This window comes from Paenibacillus agri (assembly GCF_013359945.1).
In the GTDB taxonomy this organism is placed as follows: Bacteria; Bacillota; Bacilli; order Paenibacillales; family Paenibacillaceae; genus Paenibacillus_AQ; species Paenibacillus_AQ agri.
In genome coordinates this window covers 146066-161958 of the sequence record NZ_JABWCS010000206.1, presented here as the reverse complement: position 1 = coordinate 161958, position 15893 = coordinate 146066, and the positions used below count along the sequence as shown (strand labels likewise).

Genomic DNA, 15893 nt, shown 5'->3' with positions numbered 1-15893 from the left:
CCGTGCTTGGCAGGCGCTTGGCTTCGCATCAAGGGCGTGGGCTCGAAAAGCTAATTCCTGTTTGCTACGCAAATGCGGTGTGTGCTTTTCTCGCCCGTGCTTGGCAGGCGCTTGGCTTCGCTCCAAGCACCGAGGGCTTGAAAAGCTAGTTCCTGTTTGCTGCGCAAAAGCGGTGCGCTTTTCTCGCCTAGTGAGGTGCTCGGCTTCGCCAGAGCACCGAACCCTTGCTGTTGTGCAAGGTGCGAACTGCGGCTTGCGGCAGGGTTATCTGGTGGTTTGGAATTCATGGAGAGGAATTTTGGAGCTGTAGAAGCGTAGCGTTCGCCTTTATGATTGGATTTCTACCGCGAATAGCGGTTTAAATCAGGAAATACAATCATAACAGCGATCGGAAGTCCAACATTCATCGGAATGACGTCTGAAAACCACCTCCTTCCCTGCCGCCCCGTAAACGCACACTAAACTATATAAGATGAGGTGTCCAATAGTGTCGGAAGCTTACAAGAACGCCGGAGTGGATATTGCGGCTGGCAATGAAGCGGTAGAACGCATGAAAAAGCACGTAAAACGCACGTTCCGTCCCGAGGTCATGACTGAGCTGGGCGGATTTGGCGCGCTTTTCGGCCTCAATAAGGATAAGTATGAGGAGCCAGTTCTGGTATCGGGAACAGACGGCGTAGGTACGAAGCTGAAAATCGCGTTCGCGGCGGATCGCCATGACACCATTGGTATTGATGCAGTGGCCATGTGTGTGAACGATATCGTGGTACAAGGCGCGGAGCCACTGTTCTTCCTCGATTATCTGGCCTGCGACAAGGTAGTGCCGGAGAAGATTGAAGCTATCGTGGCAGGTATTGCCGAAGGTTGTCATCAAGCGGGTTGTGCCCTGATTGGCGGCGAAACAGCGGAAATGCCTGGTATGTATTCTGAGGGCGAGTATGACATCGCAGGCTTCACAGTTGGAATCGCCGACAAGGCCAAGCTGGTTACCGGAGCAACGATTGCCCCTGGAGATACAGTTATTGGACTGGCTTCGAGCGGTGTGCACAGCAACGGATTCTCGCTGGTACGTAAGCTTTTGCTGGAAGAAGACGGATATGCGCTGGATGAGACGGTTGATGAACTGGGAGCACCACTTGTAGATGTGCTGCTGGCACCGACCAAGATTTATGTGAAGCCTTTGCTGTCGCTGCTCGAACAGCTTCCGGTGAAGGGAATGGCGCATATTACTGGTGGTGGATTCATTGAGAACATTCCGCGTGTGCTGCCAGAAGGTGTGAATGTAGAGATTAACTACGGCTCGTGGCCGATTCTGCCGATCTTTAACCTGCTGCAAAGCAAAGGGGACGTAACCAACCGTGATATGTTCACCACATTTAACATGGGTGTTGGTTTGGTCTTGGTTGTTGACGCTGCGAATGGTGAGCAGGCGCTTGAGCTGCTCAAAGCAAGCGGCGAAGAAGCTTATATCATCGGTACTGTGACCGAAGGCGAGCGCATCGTTACCTTTACGGGAGCTGAAGTATAATGCAATTGAACCGCATCGCCGTGTTTGCTTCAGGTCAGGGCAGCAACTTTGCTGCGCTGGCTGAAGCGCAAAAGGCAGGCAAGCTTGGTAGCGGGAGCATTGAACTGCTTGTCTCCGACAAGCCGGAATCAGGTGCGGCACAACGGGCAGTGGAGGCGGGTATTCCGACCCTGCTCCTGCGCCCGAAGGATTTTGCCAGCCGGGAGCTGTACGAAGCAGAGATTGTGGCCGAACTTCAGCGCCGGGACATCGGGCTGATTGTGCTGGCCGGATATATGCGGCTTATTACACCTGTTCTGTTGACGCCATACGCAGAGCGGATTATCAATATTCATCCTTCGCTGTTGCCGGCATTTGCCGGAATAGACGCGATTGGTCAGGCACTGAATTATGGTGTGAAGCTGACGGGCGTGACGGTGCACTATGTGGATGGTGGCATGGATACCGGCCCGGTTATTGCCCAGCGAACGGTCGCTGTGGAGGATAACGATACGGCGGAGACACTCGCTGAGCGGATTCATCAGGTAGAGCATGGCTTGTATGCCGATGTGGTCGCTGCTTTTGCCGATGGGCGGATTGAACTGGTGGGCAGAAAGACGATCATTCGCGAAAAGTGAGTAGTTAAGGCGAATCGGTCGACTCCAAATGACATTTGAAGCTACTCTCCAGCGAGAGTGATATTTCTCGGGAAATATTGCACAAACTGCGAGTGATGTCGCATGGCAGGGGATACCGGTCGATGGTTTAACAGGAAATTCTCCCGTTAATGTGCCTCATTTCCGTGCTTTGGACGATTTAAATGGAAAAATTCCAGTTAATCGGCTCGTTTGTACAGCATTCGATGATATCGGACGAAATAACAGGAGATTTTCCCGGTAAGTTGTCAGAAAAGGTATGCATGGCTAAATTAACAGGAAGAAATCCTGTTAATTGGTAGGTGGTCGCGATTGAAGCTGTTATAACGACTGTTGTAGCTACTATTGAAGCTATGGTTATTGCGTGCGGTTAGCTGAGATCGTTCACCGTTGTAGCTACTGCTACTGGCCGCGACTACAATGCTTATGACAACTTAACAGCATTTCATTTTCCAGCAAGGACAGCTATTCTCACGTATTCAGATTCACCCCGTTTAGATTGTGGTCCCTTATTCTTTTCGTTTATCTTGGCTATTACGGCTTTATAAATTGCACGGAACATCCGGAGGAGGACTAATCAAAGTGAGTATCAAAAGAGCGCTGGTCAGCGTATCGGATAAACAGGGTATCGTGGATTTTTGCCGCGAGTTGTCTGCATTGGGCGTAGAAATCATCTCCACAGGCGGAACTAGCACACTTTTGGCTAAAGAAGGCGTGCCGGTCATCGGCATCTCCGATGTGACAGGGTTCCCCGAAATTATGGACGGACGTGTCAAAACACTTCATCCAGCCGTACACAGCGGCCTGTTAGCCGTTCGCGACAATGAAGAGCACACTCGTCAAATGACTGAGCTTGGCTTGGATTACATCGACCTCGTTGTCGTCAATTTGTATCCTTTCGCAGAGACGATTGCCAAGCCGGACGTAACGTATGAAGACGCCATTGAGAACATCGATATCGGCGGGCCGACGATGCTGCGTTCTGCGGCGAAGAACCATGCTTTTGTCAGTGTGGTAGTAGATGCCAGCGACTATGCAGCGGTGCTTGAAGAGGTTCGTGCAGGTGGAGATACGACACTCGAGACCCGCAAACGTCTTGCGGCAAAAGTGTTCCGCCATACGGCGGCTTATGATGCCCTGATTTCCGATTATTTGTCAAATGTAACCGGTGATCCGCTGCCGGAGCGCTATACGGTAACTTACGAGAAGATCCAGGATCTGCGCTATGGCGAGAACCCACACCAGAAGGCTGCTTTCTACCGCAAGCCATTGGCTTCGCTGGATACGCTGACAGCGGCAGAGCAATTGCACGGCAAAGAGCTGTCCTACAATAACATCAACGATGCCAACGCTGCCCTGCAAATCGTTAAGGAATTTGAAGAGCCGGCTGTCGTAGCGGTTAAGCATATGAATCCTTGCGGAGTGGGCGTAGGAGCAAGCGTGTATGAAGCTTACCAAAAAGCTTACAATGCCGATCCGACCTCCATCTTTGGCGGCATTGTGGCTGCTAACCGGATTATTGATGCGGATACAGCTAATCTGCTGAAGGATATTTTCTTGGAGATTATTTTAGCGCCAGGCTTCACGGATGAAGCGCTCGAAATTTTGACCAAGAAGAAGAATATCCGTCTGCTCAAAATCGGCAATCTCAGTGCGGCAGCTGCGCGTAAGAGCAGCTTTGTCGTGACCTCCATCGACGGTGGTATGGTAGTTCAGGAGAGCGATGTGCACTCCATTAACCCGGATGAGCTGCAGGTGGTAACTGACCGTAAGCCTACGGAAGAAGAACTGAAGCAATTGCTGTTCGGCTGGAAAGTTGTTAAGCATGTGAAATCCAACGCCATCGTGCTCGCAGCTGATGATATGACGGTCGGCGTAGGCGCAGGCCAAATGAACCGGGTCGGTGCGGCGAAGATCGCGATTGAGCAAGCCGGAGAGAAGTCCAAAGGAGCCATTCTGGCCTCCGATGCGTTTTTCCCAATGGGCGATACCTTAGAAATGGCTGCAAAAGCAGGAATTACGGCGGTTATTCAACCGGGTGGCTCCATCAAGGACGAAGAGTCCATCAAGGTCGCGAATGAGTATGGCATCGCTATGGTCTTCACTGGCGTCCGTCACTTCAAACACTAGAGCTGTCTTGGGAGGATTTCATTGTTATGGATATTTTAGTGGTTGGCGGCGGCGGCCGGGAGCATGCGATTATATGGAGCCTGTCCAAGAGCCCGCGCGCCGGTAAAATCTACTGCGCCCCCGGCAATGCCGGGATTGCGCAGCTGGCGGAATGCGTGCCGATTGGCGTATTCGAGTTCGACCGGTTGACCGCTTTTGCGAAGGAGCGGGAGGTTGGTCTGGTTGTCATCGGGCCGGATGACCCGCTGGCTGGAGGGATTGTCGATGCTTTTGAAGCAGAAGGTATTCCGGTCTTCGGTCCGCGCCGCAATGCGGCAGAGATCGAAGGCAGCAAGACCTTCATGAAGGATCTGCTGCACAAGTACAATATTCCGACAGCGGCGTATGAGAAATTTGACGATTATGAAGCAGCTGCGGCTTATCTGCAAGAGCAGCCACTGCCGATAGTGATCAAGGCGGACGGGCTGGCAGCAGGCAAAGGCGTGACTGTAGCCTACTCCAGAGAAGAAGCGGACAAGGCGCTGGCAGATATTATGGTCAGCAAAGTATTTGGTGAAGCGGGCGCTCAAGTTGTCATCGAGGAATTCCTGGCCGGGCAAGAGATGTCCATTCTGGCCTTTGTGGACGGGGAGACGGTGCGGCCGATGGCTGCCGCCCAGGATCACAAGCCGGTGTTCGACGGCGACAAGGGGCCTAACACTGGCGGTATGGGGACCTATTCTCCACTGCCGCATATCGACGAAGCCATTATCCGCGAAGCGGTGGAGAGTATCATTGAGCCTACGGCGAAAGCCATGGTAGCGGAAGGACGCCCGTTCAGCGGGGTGCTGTTCGCAGGGCTGATGATTTCGCCGGATGGCAAGCCGAAGACGATCGAGTTCAATGCCCGCTTCGGTGATCCGGAGACCCAGGTGGTTCTGCCAAGGCTCAAGAGTGATCTGCTCGAAATCTTCCTGGCAGTAGTGGAAGGGCGTCTGGCAGACATAGAGATCGAGTGGAGCGAGGAAGCCGCAGTATGCGTAGTGCTGGCTTCTGGCGGCTACCCGGGCTCTTATCCGAAGGGTGAACCGATTTCCGGTCTGGAAGAGGACGGAGAAGGGCTGGTCTTCCATGCGGGAACGGCCCGTGGTGAGGATGGAAGCTGGTTGACTAACGGCGGCCGTGTCCTGGGTGTCGTAGGACTGGGTGCGGATATCCGCGAGGCTCGCGAGGCGGCTTATGCCCGTGCCGAAAGGATCGCTTTTCCCGGAAAACAAAGCCGTAGTGACATCGCGATGAAGGCACTCGTCTAAGGAAAAAGGACTGTATCTAGCATTTTTTTACGCTATAAGTCCTAAAAAAGGACTGACAAGTGATAGAAAAAGTGCTATAATACAACACGTACGGGGGAAAATGTGCGGATATATACAGATAAAGGGGCCTTTCCGATCATGGAAAGGCCTTTTTTAAACATCAGCTTGTGCAAATTATGCTGTGCCGTTTTCTGGAGGTGCTTGAAATGTCATCTTACAGCACATATGATATAAAGGTTCCGTGCCGGAGATAACATACCAGGGCATGCAGCAGTGCGCTTGATGGCGTACATTCAGTCACAGATTTAAGGGGGAATTGGTTTTGAGTAAGGTTGGAAGAAATGACTTGTGCCCGTGCGGCAGCGGGAAGAAATATAAGAAGTGCTGTCTCGGCAAGGAGCAGAATGCAGTCGAATCCATACTGCGGCTCGTAACAACGGAAGAAGCCGCGGCACAGGAGATTTCGGCAGTTGCCCTGCAAACAGAACAACCGGCAGCAGCACAGCCCGCAGAACGCCCGGAGAACAAGCTTACCCTGGCCAAGCTTAGAAAAATGGTATCCCGTGACCTAAAATGGGAGCATCCGTCCCATGAGCAATTGGGGTTGCATCTCATAGAGAGCATGAGAAATAAATTCGACAAGGAGCTTATTCAAGAGGCGCTTGTCCTGTGGAACGGCTATTCTCGTCAAACCAAACCTGCGGTCAAGAAGATGGGTTCCTTCTGTGCAGCAATAGAGTATTTGCTGTCTGAAGAGTACGGCTTCCTGCTCACCCAGGCGGAACTGGCGATTAAATATGAGGTTACTGCGGCAACGATCTCACGTAAAGTGAAGGAAATGCTGAATTATATCGAAGAGTACGGTATGGGCGAAGCGCCTGACACATTGGCTGAACTGAGTAGCCTGGAGAGTCCAAAGGAGAAGGAACAAGCACTACTGGCAAAAGTGATGGAAACCCCATCGGCCAAACGCCGGGTACAGCTTGCACGTACGATTCTGGAAATTTACCCAGACAGTCCGGACGCTTATCTTGTTCTGGCTGAGGAATCTGAGGATGAGGAAGAGGCCCGTGCTTTTCTAAAAGCTGGGATGGACGCCGGAGCACGCGAGCTGGGCGAAGACTTTTTCAAGGAGAATAAAGGTTATTTCTGGGGGCTTGTAGAGACCCGGCCTTATATCCGTATCTGTAAGAGTTATGCTGATTCCTCTTGGTTCGGCGGAAATGCCGAAGAAGCGGTTAAGACGCTGGAGCACGTGCTGGAGCTGAATCCGGACGACAACACAGGTGCCCGTTATTTGTTGGTAGCAGCCTACCTCTACAACAATAAGCTGGGTAAGGCGGAGCAGATTCTTAAGCTATATGGTAAAAATGATGCCGCGGCTTCCTATGCCTATGGCCGTATGCTGCTGGAGTACAAGAAGAACGGGCTGACTGCCCAGCTAAAAATGCTGTACCGGGTTGCCCGTAATGTGAACAAGCATGTGCCTGAATATCTGCTTGGCACCAAGCGGCTGCCGCATAATCTCCCGGACTATGTTGGGCGAGGCGACGCCAATGAGGCGATCGAATATGTCATCGTGAATTCACGCCTTTGGACAAGCGTGCCGGATCTGCTGAAGTGGATGTTGAAGCAATAGTGGAAGAGTAATGTCTGAGGTGCCTATGCAGGCGTTCAGCAACGTATAAGAAGAGGTGTCACCGTAGTCATGGACAGATGACTGCGGGACACCTCTTATTGTGTTTTATACCTAAGAAAAACTGGCCTTGAAAAAAGTCTGAGGGAATAGTATGTTACAAGAAGCAAAACGATTAGACAGAGACAGTGAGGCGAGGAGAGTCATGAGAGAAGACGAAGACCGGATCTTGGGGATGGAAGATATTGTACGAGCACATCACGTGCTGCGCGAGGTCATTGTTCGTACGCCGTTGCAGCGTGATGCGGTACTGTCTGCCAAATATGAATGCGATGTGTACTTGAAGCGGGAGGATCTGCAAATTGTCCGCTCCTTCAAAATACGCGGGGCTTATAATATGATTCGTAGCCTGTCCCCAGAGGACAGAGAGAAAGGCATTGTCTGCGCCAGTGCAGGCAACCACGCCCAAGGCGTAGCTTACTCCTGCAAGGCGCTTGGAATTAAAGGCAAGGTCTATATGCCGAGCACCACACCAAGCCAGAAGGTGAAGCAGGTTCGGCGCTTTGGCGGGGAATTCGTAGAGGTGATTCTGAAGGGGGATACCTTTGATGATGCCTATGACGAAGCTTTGCAGGCCTGCATCGATTTCGGGATGACGCTGATCCATCCGTTCGATGAGCCGAGAATTATTGCCGGTAACGGAACGATTGGCATGGAGGTTATGGAAAGTCTGGACAACCCTGCCGACTTTATTTTCGTGACTATAGGCGGAGGCGGTTTGGCTGCAGGCGTCTCAACCTATGTCAAAACCGTTAGCCCTTCTACGAAGGTCATTGGTGTTGAGCCACTTGGTGCGGCTTCTATGAGTGAGGCCTTTAAGCAAGGAAAAGTAGTTACCTTGGATCACATCAACAAGTTCGTAGACGGTGCGGCTGTTAAGCGTGTGGGTGGATTGACGTACGATATTTGTTCACGTTCTCTGGATGATGTTGTTATGGTGCCTGAAGGTAAGGCTTGTACGACTATCCTGGAGTTATATAATGAAAATGCCATTGTTGTAGAGCCGGCGGGCTCCCTGCCTATCGCGGCCCTTGATCAGTACCGTGATCAAATCCGTGGCAAGACGGTGGTCTGCATCGTTAGCGGTGGCAATAATGATATTGACCGGATGCAGGAGATCAAGGAGCGGTCGCTGATCCATGAAGGTCTCAAGCATTATTTCATGGTGAATTTCCCGCAGCGTGCTGGTGCACTTCGCGAATTCCTGGCAGAGGTGCTGGGTCCGGAAGACGATATCACCCGTTTTGAGTATACGAAGAAGCATGACAAGGAGAACGGCCCTGCACTGGTTGGCATTGAGCTGTCCAGTAAGGAATCATATGCCCCGCTGATCGAACGGATGCAGCAGAAGGGCATGGATTACACGGAAATCAACAAGGATATGAATTTGTTCAATATGTTAATTTAATGGATACGGCTGAGAGAGCTGTATAGATCATAAAAAAGGCCCGTCCCACTTTTGATAGTGGGACGGGCTTTTGCTGTTTGATGCCGCGTTTTATTGTTTTCTGAAGGCTTGCATTGCCTTCTGAAGTTTTGTATTGCTTTCTAAAGGTTTGCATAGCAATCCTGGTTTGTGGAGTCTTCAAGGGTTATCTTCGCAACAGCTATGAGCTAAGTTAGAGGGACTTCCTTGGATCTGTACTGCTCTACCTTGTCGTCGAGCAGATAGCCGTTCTCTTTCAGCAGCTTCATGAAGCCTTCGAGCTTCTGCAAGAAGGGGCTATTATCAGGGTTCTTGGCCGATAACAGTCCGGCATAGGCCTTCTGTGCCTCCAGATCCATTTCGAGATTGTCGTAATGGAATAAGGGGGTATTGTTCAGGCCATAGAATGTGCTGGCGATGTACTTCGCGTACAGCTGCTTCGCGGCCGTGATCCGATTTGACTTCGGATAGCTCCGCGTGAACTGCTCTGCCGCCAGGGCGCGGGCGGCTACCTCGGTCCAGGCGATGACCAGCCCGTTGTCCTTGGCAGAGGGAAGATCAGACTCCGCAGCCATCATCGTTAGATAATCGCTGATGTCGTTCGTGACATATACTTTGTATTTGCGGTAGGCTGCATAATCAATTACAGGAAAGTAAGTACCTTCTGCCGTCTCCAGCTTATAACCGCTCTCTCCAGCCGTCTCCAGCAACGTTCGCAGGGCAGGGTCTTTAACACTTTCAGCCAGCTTGACCATACTAACCTGTGGTTTATATACGATAGCCAACTGGCGCTGCACATCACTTCTGCTGAATTTGTTCTCCCATGCCCCGAGAGCGGCCTTATGTAGGTTCTCAAGCTGCAAAGTCATCATTGTGGCCCGGTAAGAAGTCACGGCATACAAGTTGCTGTTCAAATATTTAATAGCCTGCGGAAGCTTGGACGACGACGAGAGCAGGGGCTGGGCAGCCTTGTATATAGCTTCCGAATGACTGTTGTCTGCGCTTGTTGTGGAAGTCTTGCCGGTGCTTTCCTGAGTGCTTGATCCGCTCCCCGCTGCATAAGTAGATGCGGTGGGGATGGCTTGTACACCGATGGTAATCGCAAGAACGGCTGCTAACAAATAGGGCTTCTTGTTCATATGTGCTTCCTCCTGTCTATTTGAAATGGAGTAAGAGAAGTATGTGACTTATCTTTTCATGAACAGCACTTTCAGGCCGATCGCTCCGACAGCGAAAATAATCAGGCTGATCCAAGGGGAAATCGAGAAGACGGGCAGCAACGTATCCAGGTACGTACCGACAAATATCACTACAGCGGCTATTGCAATATAGATGCTCAGTCCCTTGAGGTCAAAACCCTTTGTCTGCGGTGTGTCGCTGTCAGACAAGGCAGCCATCCACTTCATAAATAATTCAATGACGACAATGGAGCCAATACCTACGGCAATAAGGGTGAAGAGGCTGACCTGACTGAATATCCCCGATGAGCCGGTAGTCCATTGGAACAACAGGCCGAATGCGCCTAATACGCCGAACAGACACGTCAGGGCCGCCCATGGAATCATTAGGTAGTAGCTCAGCTTACTTCTGGCGGGAGCCGGCGGTACACTCTCCACGATCTCTCTGAAATAGTCTTCCGGATGCTCTCCAAAAATTTGTTTGGCGTTCCTGCCTTTGCCTTGTTCTTGAACCAGCAGCTTGGCCGCTTCCAGGAGCAGTTCCTCTGTACGAAGAGCATCAACCCGGCTGGCCCGCATCGCGAGAATCATATCCTCAAAATACGAGCGGTTGAACGGTGTCAGCTGCTCGCGAAGTGCGTTGTTTTCCTTAATCATATCTTTGACTTTCATGGGGCGGATATTACCTCCAATATCATAAATCATGAATACCTTAGCCTAAAGTATACGTTTGACAAGCAGGTCAGTGCAAGGAAATGCGTTTCGGCCTGTGATGCATAATCCTTATCAAAGCGTGAACACTGATAAGGTAATGGATTTGAACAAATACAGTACTTGGAAGGGCAGGGCGAGGTTATGGAACATGGTGATCAGAAGGAGCAGGACAGATTCATGGGCGATGGCTTCGAGCCTGAACCGACCCATGGCATGGTAGATTGGGGTGGCTCCGATGGCTTCAGTCTCTGGGATGCTGCCACGGAAACAACCGATAACTGGATGAAGGATTGGGAAGGCAGACAGGAAACGCATGACATGTTCCACGACAGTTACGACTGACGGGCCCTTTCAGCAACGGTGGCCTCTTTTGTTCCCGGTGAACAAGAGAGGTCTTTTCCTTTTCTATTGACAATAATGTTGGATACCGTATAATAAGAATATAATTCATACTAAATTTATCGGAATTACAAAATATATCAGACAGATATGTATTTTAGAAGGAGGACACGGCAATGGAACGCGCAATTGTAATCCGGCATAACCGGGAGGAACTAACCGCAAGCATTCATTATCCGACAAAAGAAAAAGGGACCACCGGGCGTTGCAAGGACCGGGTTCCTTTGGCGGTGATTTGCCATGGATTCGTAGGTAACCGGATCGGGGTGGACCGGATTTTTGTCAAAGCTGCCCGGGAATTGGCTCAGGACGGTTACATGGTTATTCGCTTTGACTATGCAGGTTGCGGCGAGAGCACCGGGAATTATGGCAGCGAGGATATGGAGTCCATGATCGCCCAGACTCGTGCTGTACTGGATTACGGGATTAGTTCCGCAGATGTGGACCCGCAGCGGGTAACGCTGATCGGACACAGTCTTGGCGGGGCCGTAGCTCTCTTAACAGGGATTCGTGATCGCCGGGTTAAGAACCTGGTTCTGTGGTCAGCGGTTGGTTACCCGTTCAATGACATTGTGAAGATCGTGGGCCGGGATGCGTACGATCAAGCGGTGAAGACTGGTTCGGCAGATCATGCCGGCTATTCCTTTACCCCTGTATACTTTAACTCCTTGGCGGCGTTCCAACCGTTCCAGGAAGCTGGCAAATTCAGCGGTGATGTGCTGGTTGTTCACGGGACTTCGGATGATGTTATTCCGGTAGACTATGCCTTTCTATACCAAAAGCTATTCTGGACCCGGCCGGAGGGCCGCTGCGATAAAGAAATTATTTTTCAGGGGGATCATACCTTCTCCACTGGCCCGGCGCAGGAGCAATTGCTTAAGCGGACTCGGGAATGGATGAACGAGCAGGAGCACCTGCAGGAGGAATGGCAGAACTGGATGATATAGAAAGCCGTTCTCTGTTCTGTACTCGCCAAACAGGGGAAGAAGGGGTAAAATAAAGATGCAGGCCATATACTGGGTTAGGAGGTTGGCATCCTATGAAATTACCCGCATTTTTTATCGCGCATGGTTCCCCGTTGCTTGCCCAGGAGGATAATGAATATACCCGGTTTCTGGAGCGACTCGGCCGTGATTTGGAAAAACCCCGCGCTATCGTTGTATTCACGGCGCATTGGGATAGTCCGGAGCAGCTATTGACCGTGGATGCTCAGCATGAGGCGAAGCACGACTTCTACGGATTTCCTGAGGAGATGTACTCGCTGACCTATCCGGCTCCAGGTGATCCTGAGCTGAGCCGCGAGATCTCGGAGTTGTTCAAGGCACAGAATCTGCCGCATCAGCCAGTGCTTGGCCGTGGACTGGATCATGGCGTATGGGTGATCTTGAAGAAGCTGTTTCCACAGGCTGACGTACCTGTAGTTGCGTTATCAGTAGACTCTTTGCGTTCCCCTAAGGAGCAATACAACATCGGACGCATGCTTGCTCCGCTGCGAGAGCAGGGGGTGCTCATTATCGGCAGTGGCGGATTGGTGCATAACCTGAGACTGCTGAGAGAAGATGATCAGCCTGAAGCATGGGCGCAGGAATTCGACAGCTGGGTGGCTAAAGGACTCGAGTCCTGGAATCTCCCTGAGCTGTTCGCCTATGAGAAGAAAGCCCCTCATGCCAGAGAAGCTGTCCCGACCTATGGAAAAGAGCATTTTGTACCTCTCTTCTATGTGATGGGAACCGCAGATGAGGGCAGACAGGCACAGCTAATGATCCAGGCTTACCAATACGGAACTCTTAGCCTGAATTGCTGGATGTTGGACTAGAATTGAATATAAGATCTTGAGATAAATGAATACAGGGTGCAGCCGGATTTTGCCGGCTGCACCCTTTTTGAGTCGTTTTTATGGATTAACACTGGTGGGGGAAAGAACTGTTAATTTCCAACGCCATGACTATTAATAGTGATAGTCGTTTTTACGGGTTTCTCTGAATCATTGGATGGATTGGGAAGACCAACAACAGCAACAGCGCTAAGAATACTACATGTAGCCAAGAGAAAAGCCAATTTTCTTTTCATTTAACTTTTGCACCTCTCTAATTAGAATAGTATATCTATTTTGAGATTCTGCAGGTGCATGATGCCTGAATTGTTCGTATAATCCCACACATCTCAGTATTGCACTATCACACTTTATTTTAATAGAAGATTCCAAACTTTCCAATACTAGTAATATGCCTTTTTGAAATTTTTTGTTGTTTAAATAATAAAGACCTAGTTCAGCCAGCAATCGCGTATGACGATCCATCGTGATTAAACTGTTCACTTCCCCAAAGAGTCCTTCTTGGTCTTTTAATCGAAGATGTGAATCAAAGCGTTCAAGAACAGGGTCTATATTGAAATGGTACGTATTCGAAGCCGCAACGATTCTGCATAATCCGACGAAAACCTCGTCTTGTCTGGTTGAGAGATAGTCAATGTATTCCGGCAAAACCTCAGCTTGCCCTCGCATTAATTTGTACATATAACGGTTTGCTTCAGACCATTCATGGAACTGATATATGATTTGCGCCTCTTCGTCAGAAGGGGAATCCACCCAATCTGCTGTGCCATATAAATCTGCATATTCCAAGGCCGTCTCATAATCCCCATGTTGACTGTAAACATTACCGAGCGATAAGTGAGCGTATAGGACGTAAAACACAAGGGGCTTGTTCGGTTCATTGTACGGATGACTTTGTCCACGGGATTGCTCGTATTGAATCATAGCTTTGTGTCCCATTTTTTGCGATAACAGCTCAACGGCCTGCCAACGATGGAGAGAGATATTCACATTGATCAATTCATTAAGCGCATCCAACTGGTACATTTCGTCCAGCCGGTCAATGTAGGGCTCAAATTGAATAGCAGCAAGCGTATTTAGATCCTGGTCTTCACATAAGTTAATGATGAACAAACGGTAATGACAAAGGGCCAGTCGTTCGGAATGTTGATACTTCTCAGTTTCGGCCAGACTTTCATAGAGAATCAACGCTGCCGCTCTCTTGCCATTCCTAAAGAATTCTTCAGCAGCCTCAAACAGCAAAGGTGCATAAGAGAGTCTGTCCAGCATCAAATGAACGGTCTGCCGAATATAATCCAATTTATTCAATTCTGCACAGCGATTAAGATACGGTCCTAACCTACGCCAATCTGGTGAAGAATGAAAGAAGCAGTCCTGAATGTACAGATCATAAAAATGTCCTTCTTCGAGCCGCATAGCTGACGTGATCTTGTCTAACTGTTGCATGGAGATTGTTTTTTTGTCGTTAAGAATATTGCTTAGTGTTCCAGTATGTAACCCGGCTGCTTCTGCAAACTGACTGACAGTTATCTTTTTCTCTTTTAAAAAGCTTTCTAATTGTGCGGTTATCGTGGTTGTCGGTTCCATATGAACACCACCCTCACTATAAACCAAAAATAGGAAACTTATGTATTCAATTTATATAATATTACTTATAAATACAGTGGTCAATCATAGAGATCACTAATCCTAGCGAAACCAAGACAAAATGGACAGGCTGTGATTAAATGGAAGAAACGCTTGAAAGAGAGGAACGACCACCTTATGATATTGAACCGTGCTTCTTCCCGTTTGCTGTGCAGTTTTCTTCTTGCCGGGGGGCTGTTGTCCGCTTGTGGAACCGAGGCTGCACTGAATCAGCCGGTAGCAACTACTGAGTCTATCCCCGAGCCGACGGTGTCCAGTGAGCCTTCGCCATCTCCGGTACCTGTCGGAGGGCCAATATCCGGTTTGACGGGACTGCAGGTCCCGGAGGAGACCGCGCTGCCGCGGCCATTATCCATAATGATCAACAATGCACCTGCCGCCCGCCCACAATCGGGGGTAAGCGAGGCGGATATTCTGTATGAGGTGCTGGCTGAGGGTGGGATTACACGTTTGATCGGTGTGTTCCAGAGTCATACCGGTGTTGTGAAAATAGGCCCGATCCGCAGCATCCGGCCATATCTTATTGATATTGGCGAGAGCCACGGCGGAGTGACCGTGCATGCGGGAGGCAGTCCTGACGCTTATGCCATTCTGCAGAGACAGAAGAAGGAAGACCTCGACGAAATCGGAAGGGCCGGGGCCTATTTCTGGCGGGACAAGGATCGTAAAGCCCCACATAATCTGTACAGCAACACAGCAAAGCTTAGGGAAGGGTCGGAAAAGCTAGGATATGCGCAGGATACGCCAGTGCCCGGTTATCTTTTCAACAATCCTGATGCCCAGCCAACCGGAGGACAAGCCGCGCTCGAATTCAACGTGAATTTTCTATTGAAGAGCTATGATGTCGGGTATAAATATAATGTCGAGCGGGCGACTTACCAGAGATGGGTGAACGGCAAGCCGCATCTGGATCTGAATAATGACCACCCCGTGGAAGCTGCGAATGTTGTCGTAATGGGGAGTGACCATAAGGTGCTGGATGATGTCGGCAGGCTCCAGGTCGATGTGGAACTTGGAGGAGAGGCGCTGCTGTTCCAGCGCGGAGAAGTCATTCAAGGCCGCTGGTCGCGTAAGCCTGGTGATATCATTCGTTTTGTGAAGGATGGTAAGGAGGCACTCATGTATCCAGGTGTCACGCATATCCTGATTGTGCCCAATGCACCGTCATTCAACAGTCACATTACTTATCCGGGGGCGGAGAAAACAACTTAGGGAATAAGTTCATTCGTACAGGCGAACAGTAAGGTATGCCCCCAGCCGCTTGGCAGAGAAGGCAAGTTACTTGAAAAAGCGCATAACATAGCCTTTTATTAATCCAGTATGTCCCATTATTTCCGTGAATGTAGAAATATTATTGCTATTCAACGAATTTGTTATCATACTGTAAAAAAGTTGTCGTTTTTTACTTCTATCC

General features: G+C 50.1%; 14 protein-coding genes. 10 read left to right on the top strand and 4 right to left on the bottom strand.

What is annotated here, in order from left to right; genetic code table 11:
* Positions 1-50: 50 nt before the first annotated feature.
* The gene (locus HPT30_RS12365) at positions 51-287 is read right to left on the bottom strand and encodes a hypothetical protein (protein ID WP_175371689.1); all 237 of its coding nucleotides are present in this window, start codon (positions 285-287) and stop codon (positions 51-53) included.
* A gap of 200 nt (positions 288-487) precedes the next feature.
* Between HPT30_RS12365 and purM the strand changes: the two genes are divergently transcribed.
* The 6 genes from purM to ilvA all read left to right on the top strand — a co-directional run bounded on the left by purM (position 488) and on the right by ilvA (position 8689).
* Positions 488-1528, top strand: a complete 1041-nt coding sequence (gene purM, locus HPT30_RS12360) for a phosphoribosylformylglycinamidine cyclo-ligase (protein WP_175371688.1) — start codon at positions 488-490, stop codon at positions 1526-1528.
* Entirely contained in the window at positions 1528-2145 is a 618-nt protein-coding gene (gene purN / locus HPT30_RS12355; RefSeq protein WP_175371687.1) for a phosphoribosylglycinamide formyltransferase, read from the top strand. Before purM ends, purN begins: the two co-directional genes overlap by 1 nt.
* 600 nt (positions 2146-2745) lie before the next feature.
* Entirely contained in the window at positions 2746-4293 is a 1548-nt protein-coding gene (gene purH / locus HPT30_RS12350; RefSeq protein WP_175371686.1) for a bifunctional phosphoribosylaminoimidazolecarboxamide formyltransferase/IMP cyclohydrolase, read from the top strand.
* Positions 4294-4319: 26 nt separating this feature from the next.
* Positions 4320-5585 (top strand): phosphoribosylamine--glycine ligase, encoded by a 1266-nt coding sequence (purD, locus tag HPT30_RS12345; protein ID WP_175371685.1) that lies wholly within the window; start codon positions 4320-4322, stop codon positions 5583-5585.
* Positions 5586-5907: 322 nt separating this feature from the next.
* Positions 5908-7224 carry an SEC-C metal-binding domain-containing protein gene (locus HPT30_RS12340; protein ID WP_175371684.1) on the top strand — a complete coding sequence of 439 codons (1317 nt, stop codon included), beginning with the start codon at positions 5908-5910 and terminating at the stop codon, positions 7222-7224.
* A 202-nt stretch (positions 7225-7426) separates the two neighbouring features.
* Complete coding sequence (gene ilvA / locus HPT30_RS12335) at positions 7427-8689, top strand: threonine ammonia-lyase IlvA (RefSeq protein ID WP_175371683.1); 1263 nt, start codon at positions 7427-7429, stop codon at positions 8687-8689.
* Positions 8690-8895: 206 nt separating this feature from the next.
* Here the strand turns inward: ilvA and HPT30_RS12330 are convergent, their stop codons facing one another.
* Both HPT30_RS12330 and HPT30_RS12325 read right to left on the bottom strand, forming a co-directional pair.
* Positions 8896-9846, bottom strand: a complete 951-nt coding sequence (locus tag HPT30_RS12330; protein ID WP_175371682.1) for a hypothetical protein — start codon at positions 9844-9846, stop codon at positions 8896-8898.
* Positions 9847-9894: 48 nt separating this feature from the next.
* A complete protein-coding gene (locus HPT30_RS12325; RefSeq protein WP_175371681.1) occupies positions 9895-10557 on the bottom strand; it encodes a DUF1129 family protein in 663 nt (220 codons plus the stop codon).
* A gap of 183 nt (positions 10558-10740) precedes the next feature.
* Here HPT30_RS12325 and HPT30_RS12320 point away from each other — a divergent pair, with 183 nt between their 5' ends.
* The 3 genes from HPT30_RS12320 (at position 10741) to HPT30_RS12310 (ending at position 12814) form a co-directional block, all read left to right on the top strand.
* A complete protein-coding gene (locus HPT30_RS12320; protein WP_175371680.1) occupies positions 10741-10941 on the top strand; it encodes a hypothetical protein in 201 nt (66 codons plus the stop codon).
* Between the two features lie 173 nt (positions 10942-11114).
* Complete coding sequence (locus HPT30_RS12315; protein WP_175371679.1) at positions 11115-11945, top strand: alpha/beta hydrolase family protein; 831 nt, start codon at positions 11115-11117, stop codon at positions 11943-11945.
* A 92-nt stretch (positions 11946-12037) separates the two neighbouring features.
* On the top strand, positions 12038-12814 hold the full coding sequence (locus tag HPT30_RS12310; RefSeq protein ID WP_175371678.1) for a DODA-type extradiol aromatic ring-opening family dioxygenase: 777 nt from the start codon (positions 12038-12040) through the stop codon (positions 12812-12814).
* A 216-nt stretch (positions 12815-13030) separates the two neighbouring features.
* On the opposite strand, the gene HPT30_RS12305 is transcribed toward HPT30_RS12310, so the two are convergent.
* On the bottom strand, positions 13031-14419 hold the full coding sequence (locus HPT30_RS12305) for a helix-turn-helix domain-containing protein (RefSeq protein ID WP_175371677.1): 1389 nt from the start codon (positions 14417-14419) through the stop codon (positions 13031-13033).
* Positions 14420-14596: 177 nt separating this feature from the next.
* Between HPT30_RS12305 and HPT30_RS12300 the strand changes: the two genes are divergently transcribed.
* Positions 14597-15691, top strand: a complete 1095-nt coding sequence (locus HPT30_RS12300; RefSeq protein ID WP_175371676.1) for a DUF3048 domain-containing protein — start codon at positions 14597-14599, stop codon at positions 15689-15691.
* Positions 15692-15893: the final 202 nt, after the last annotated feature.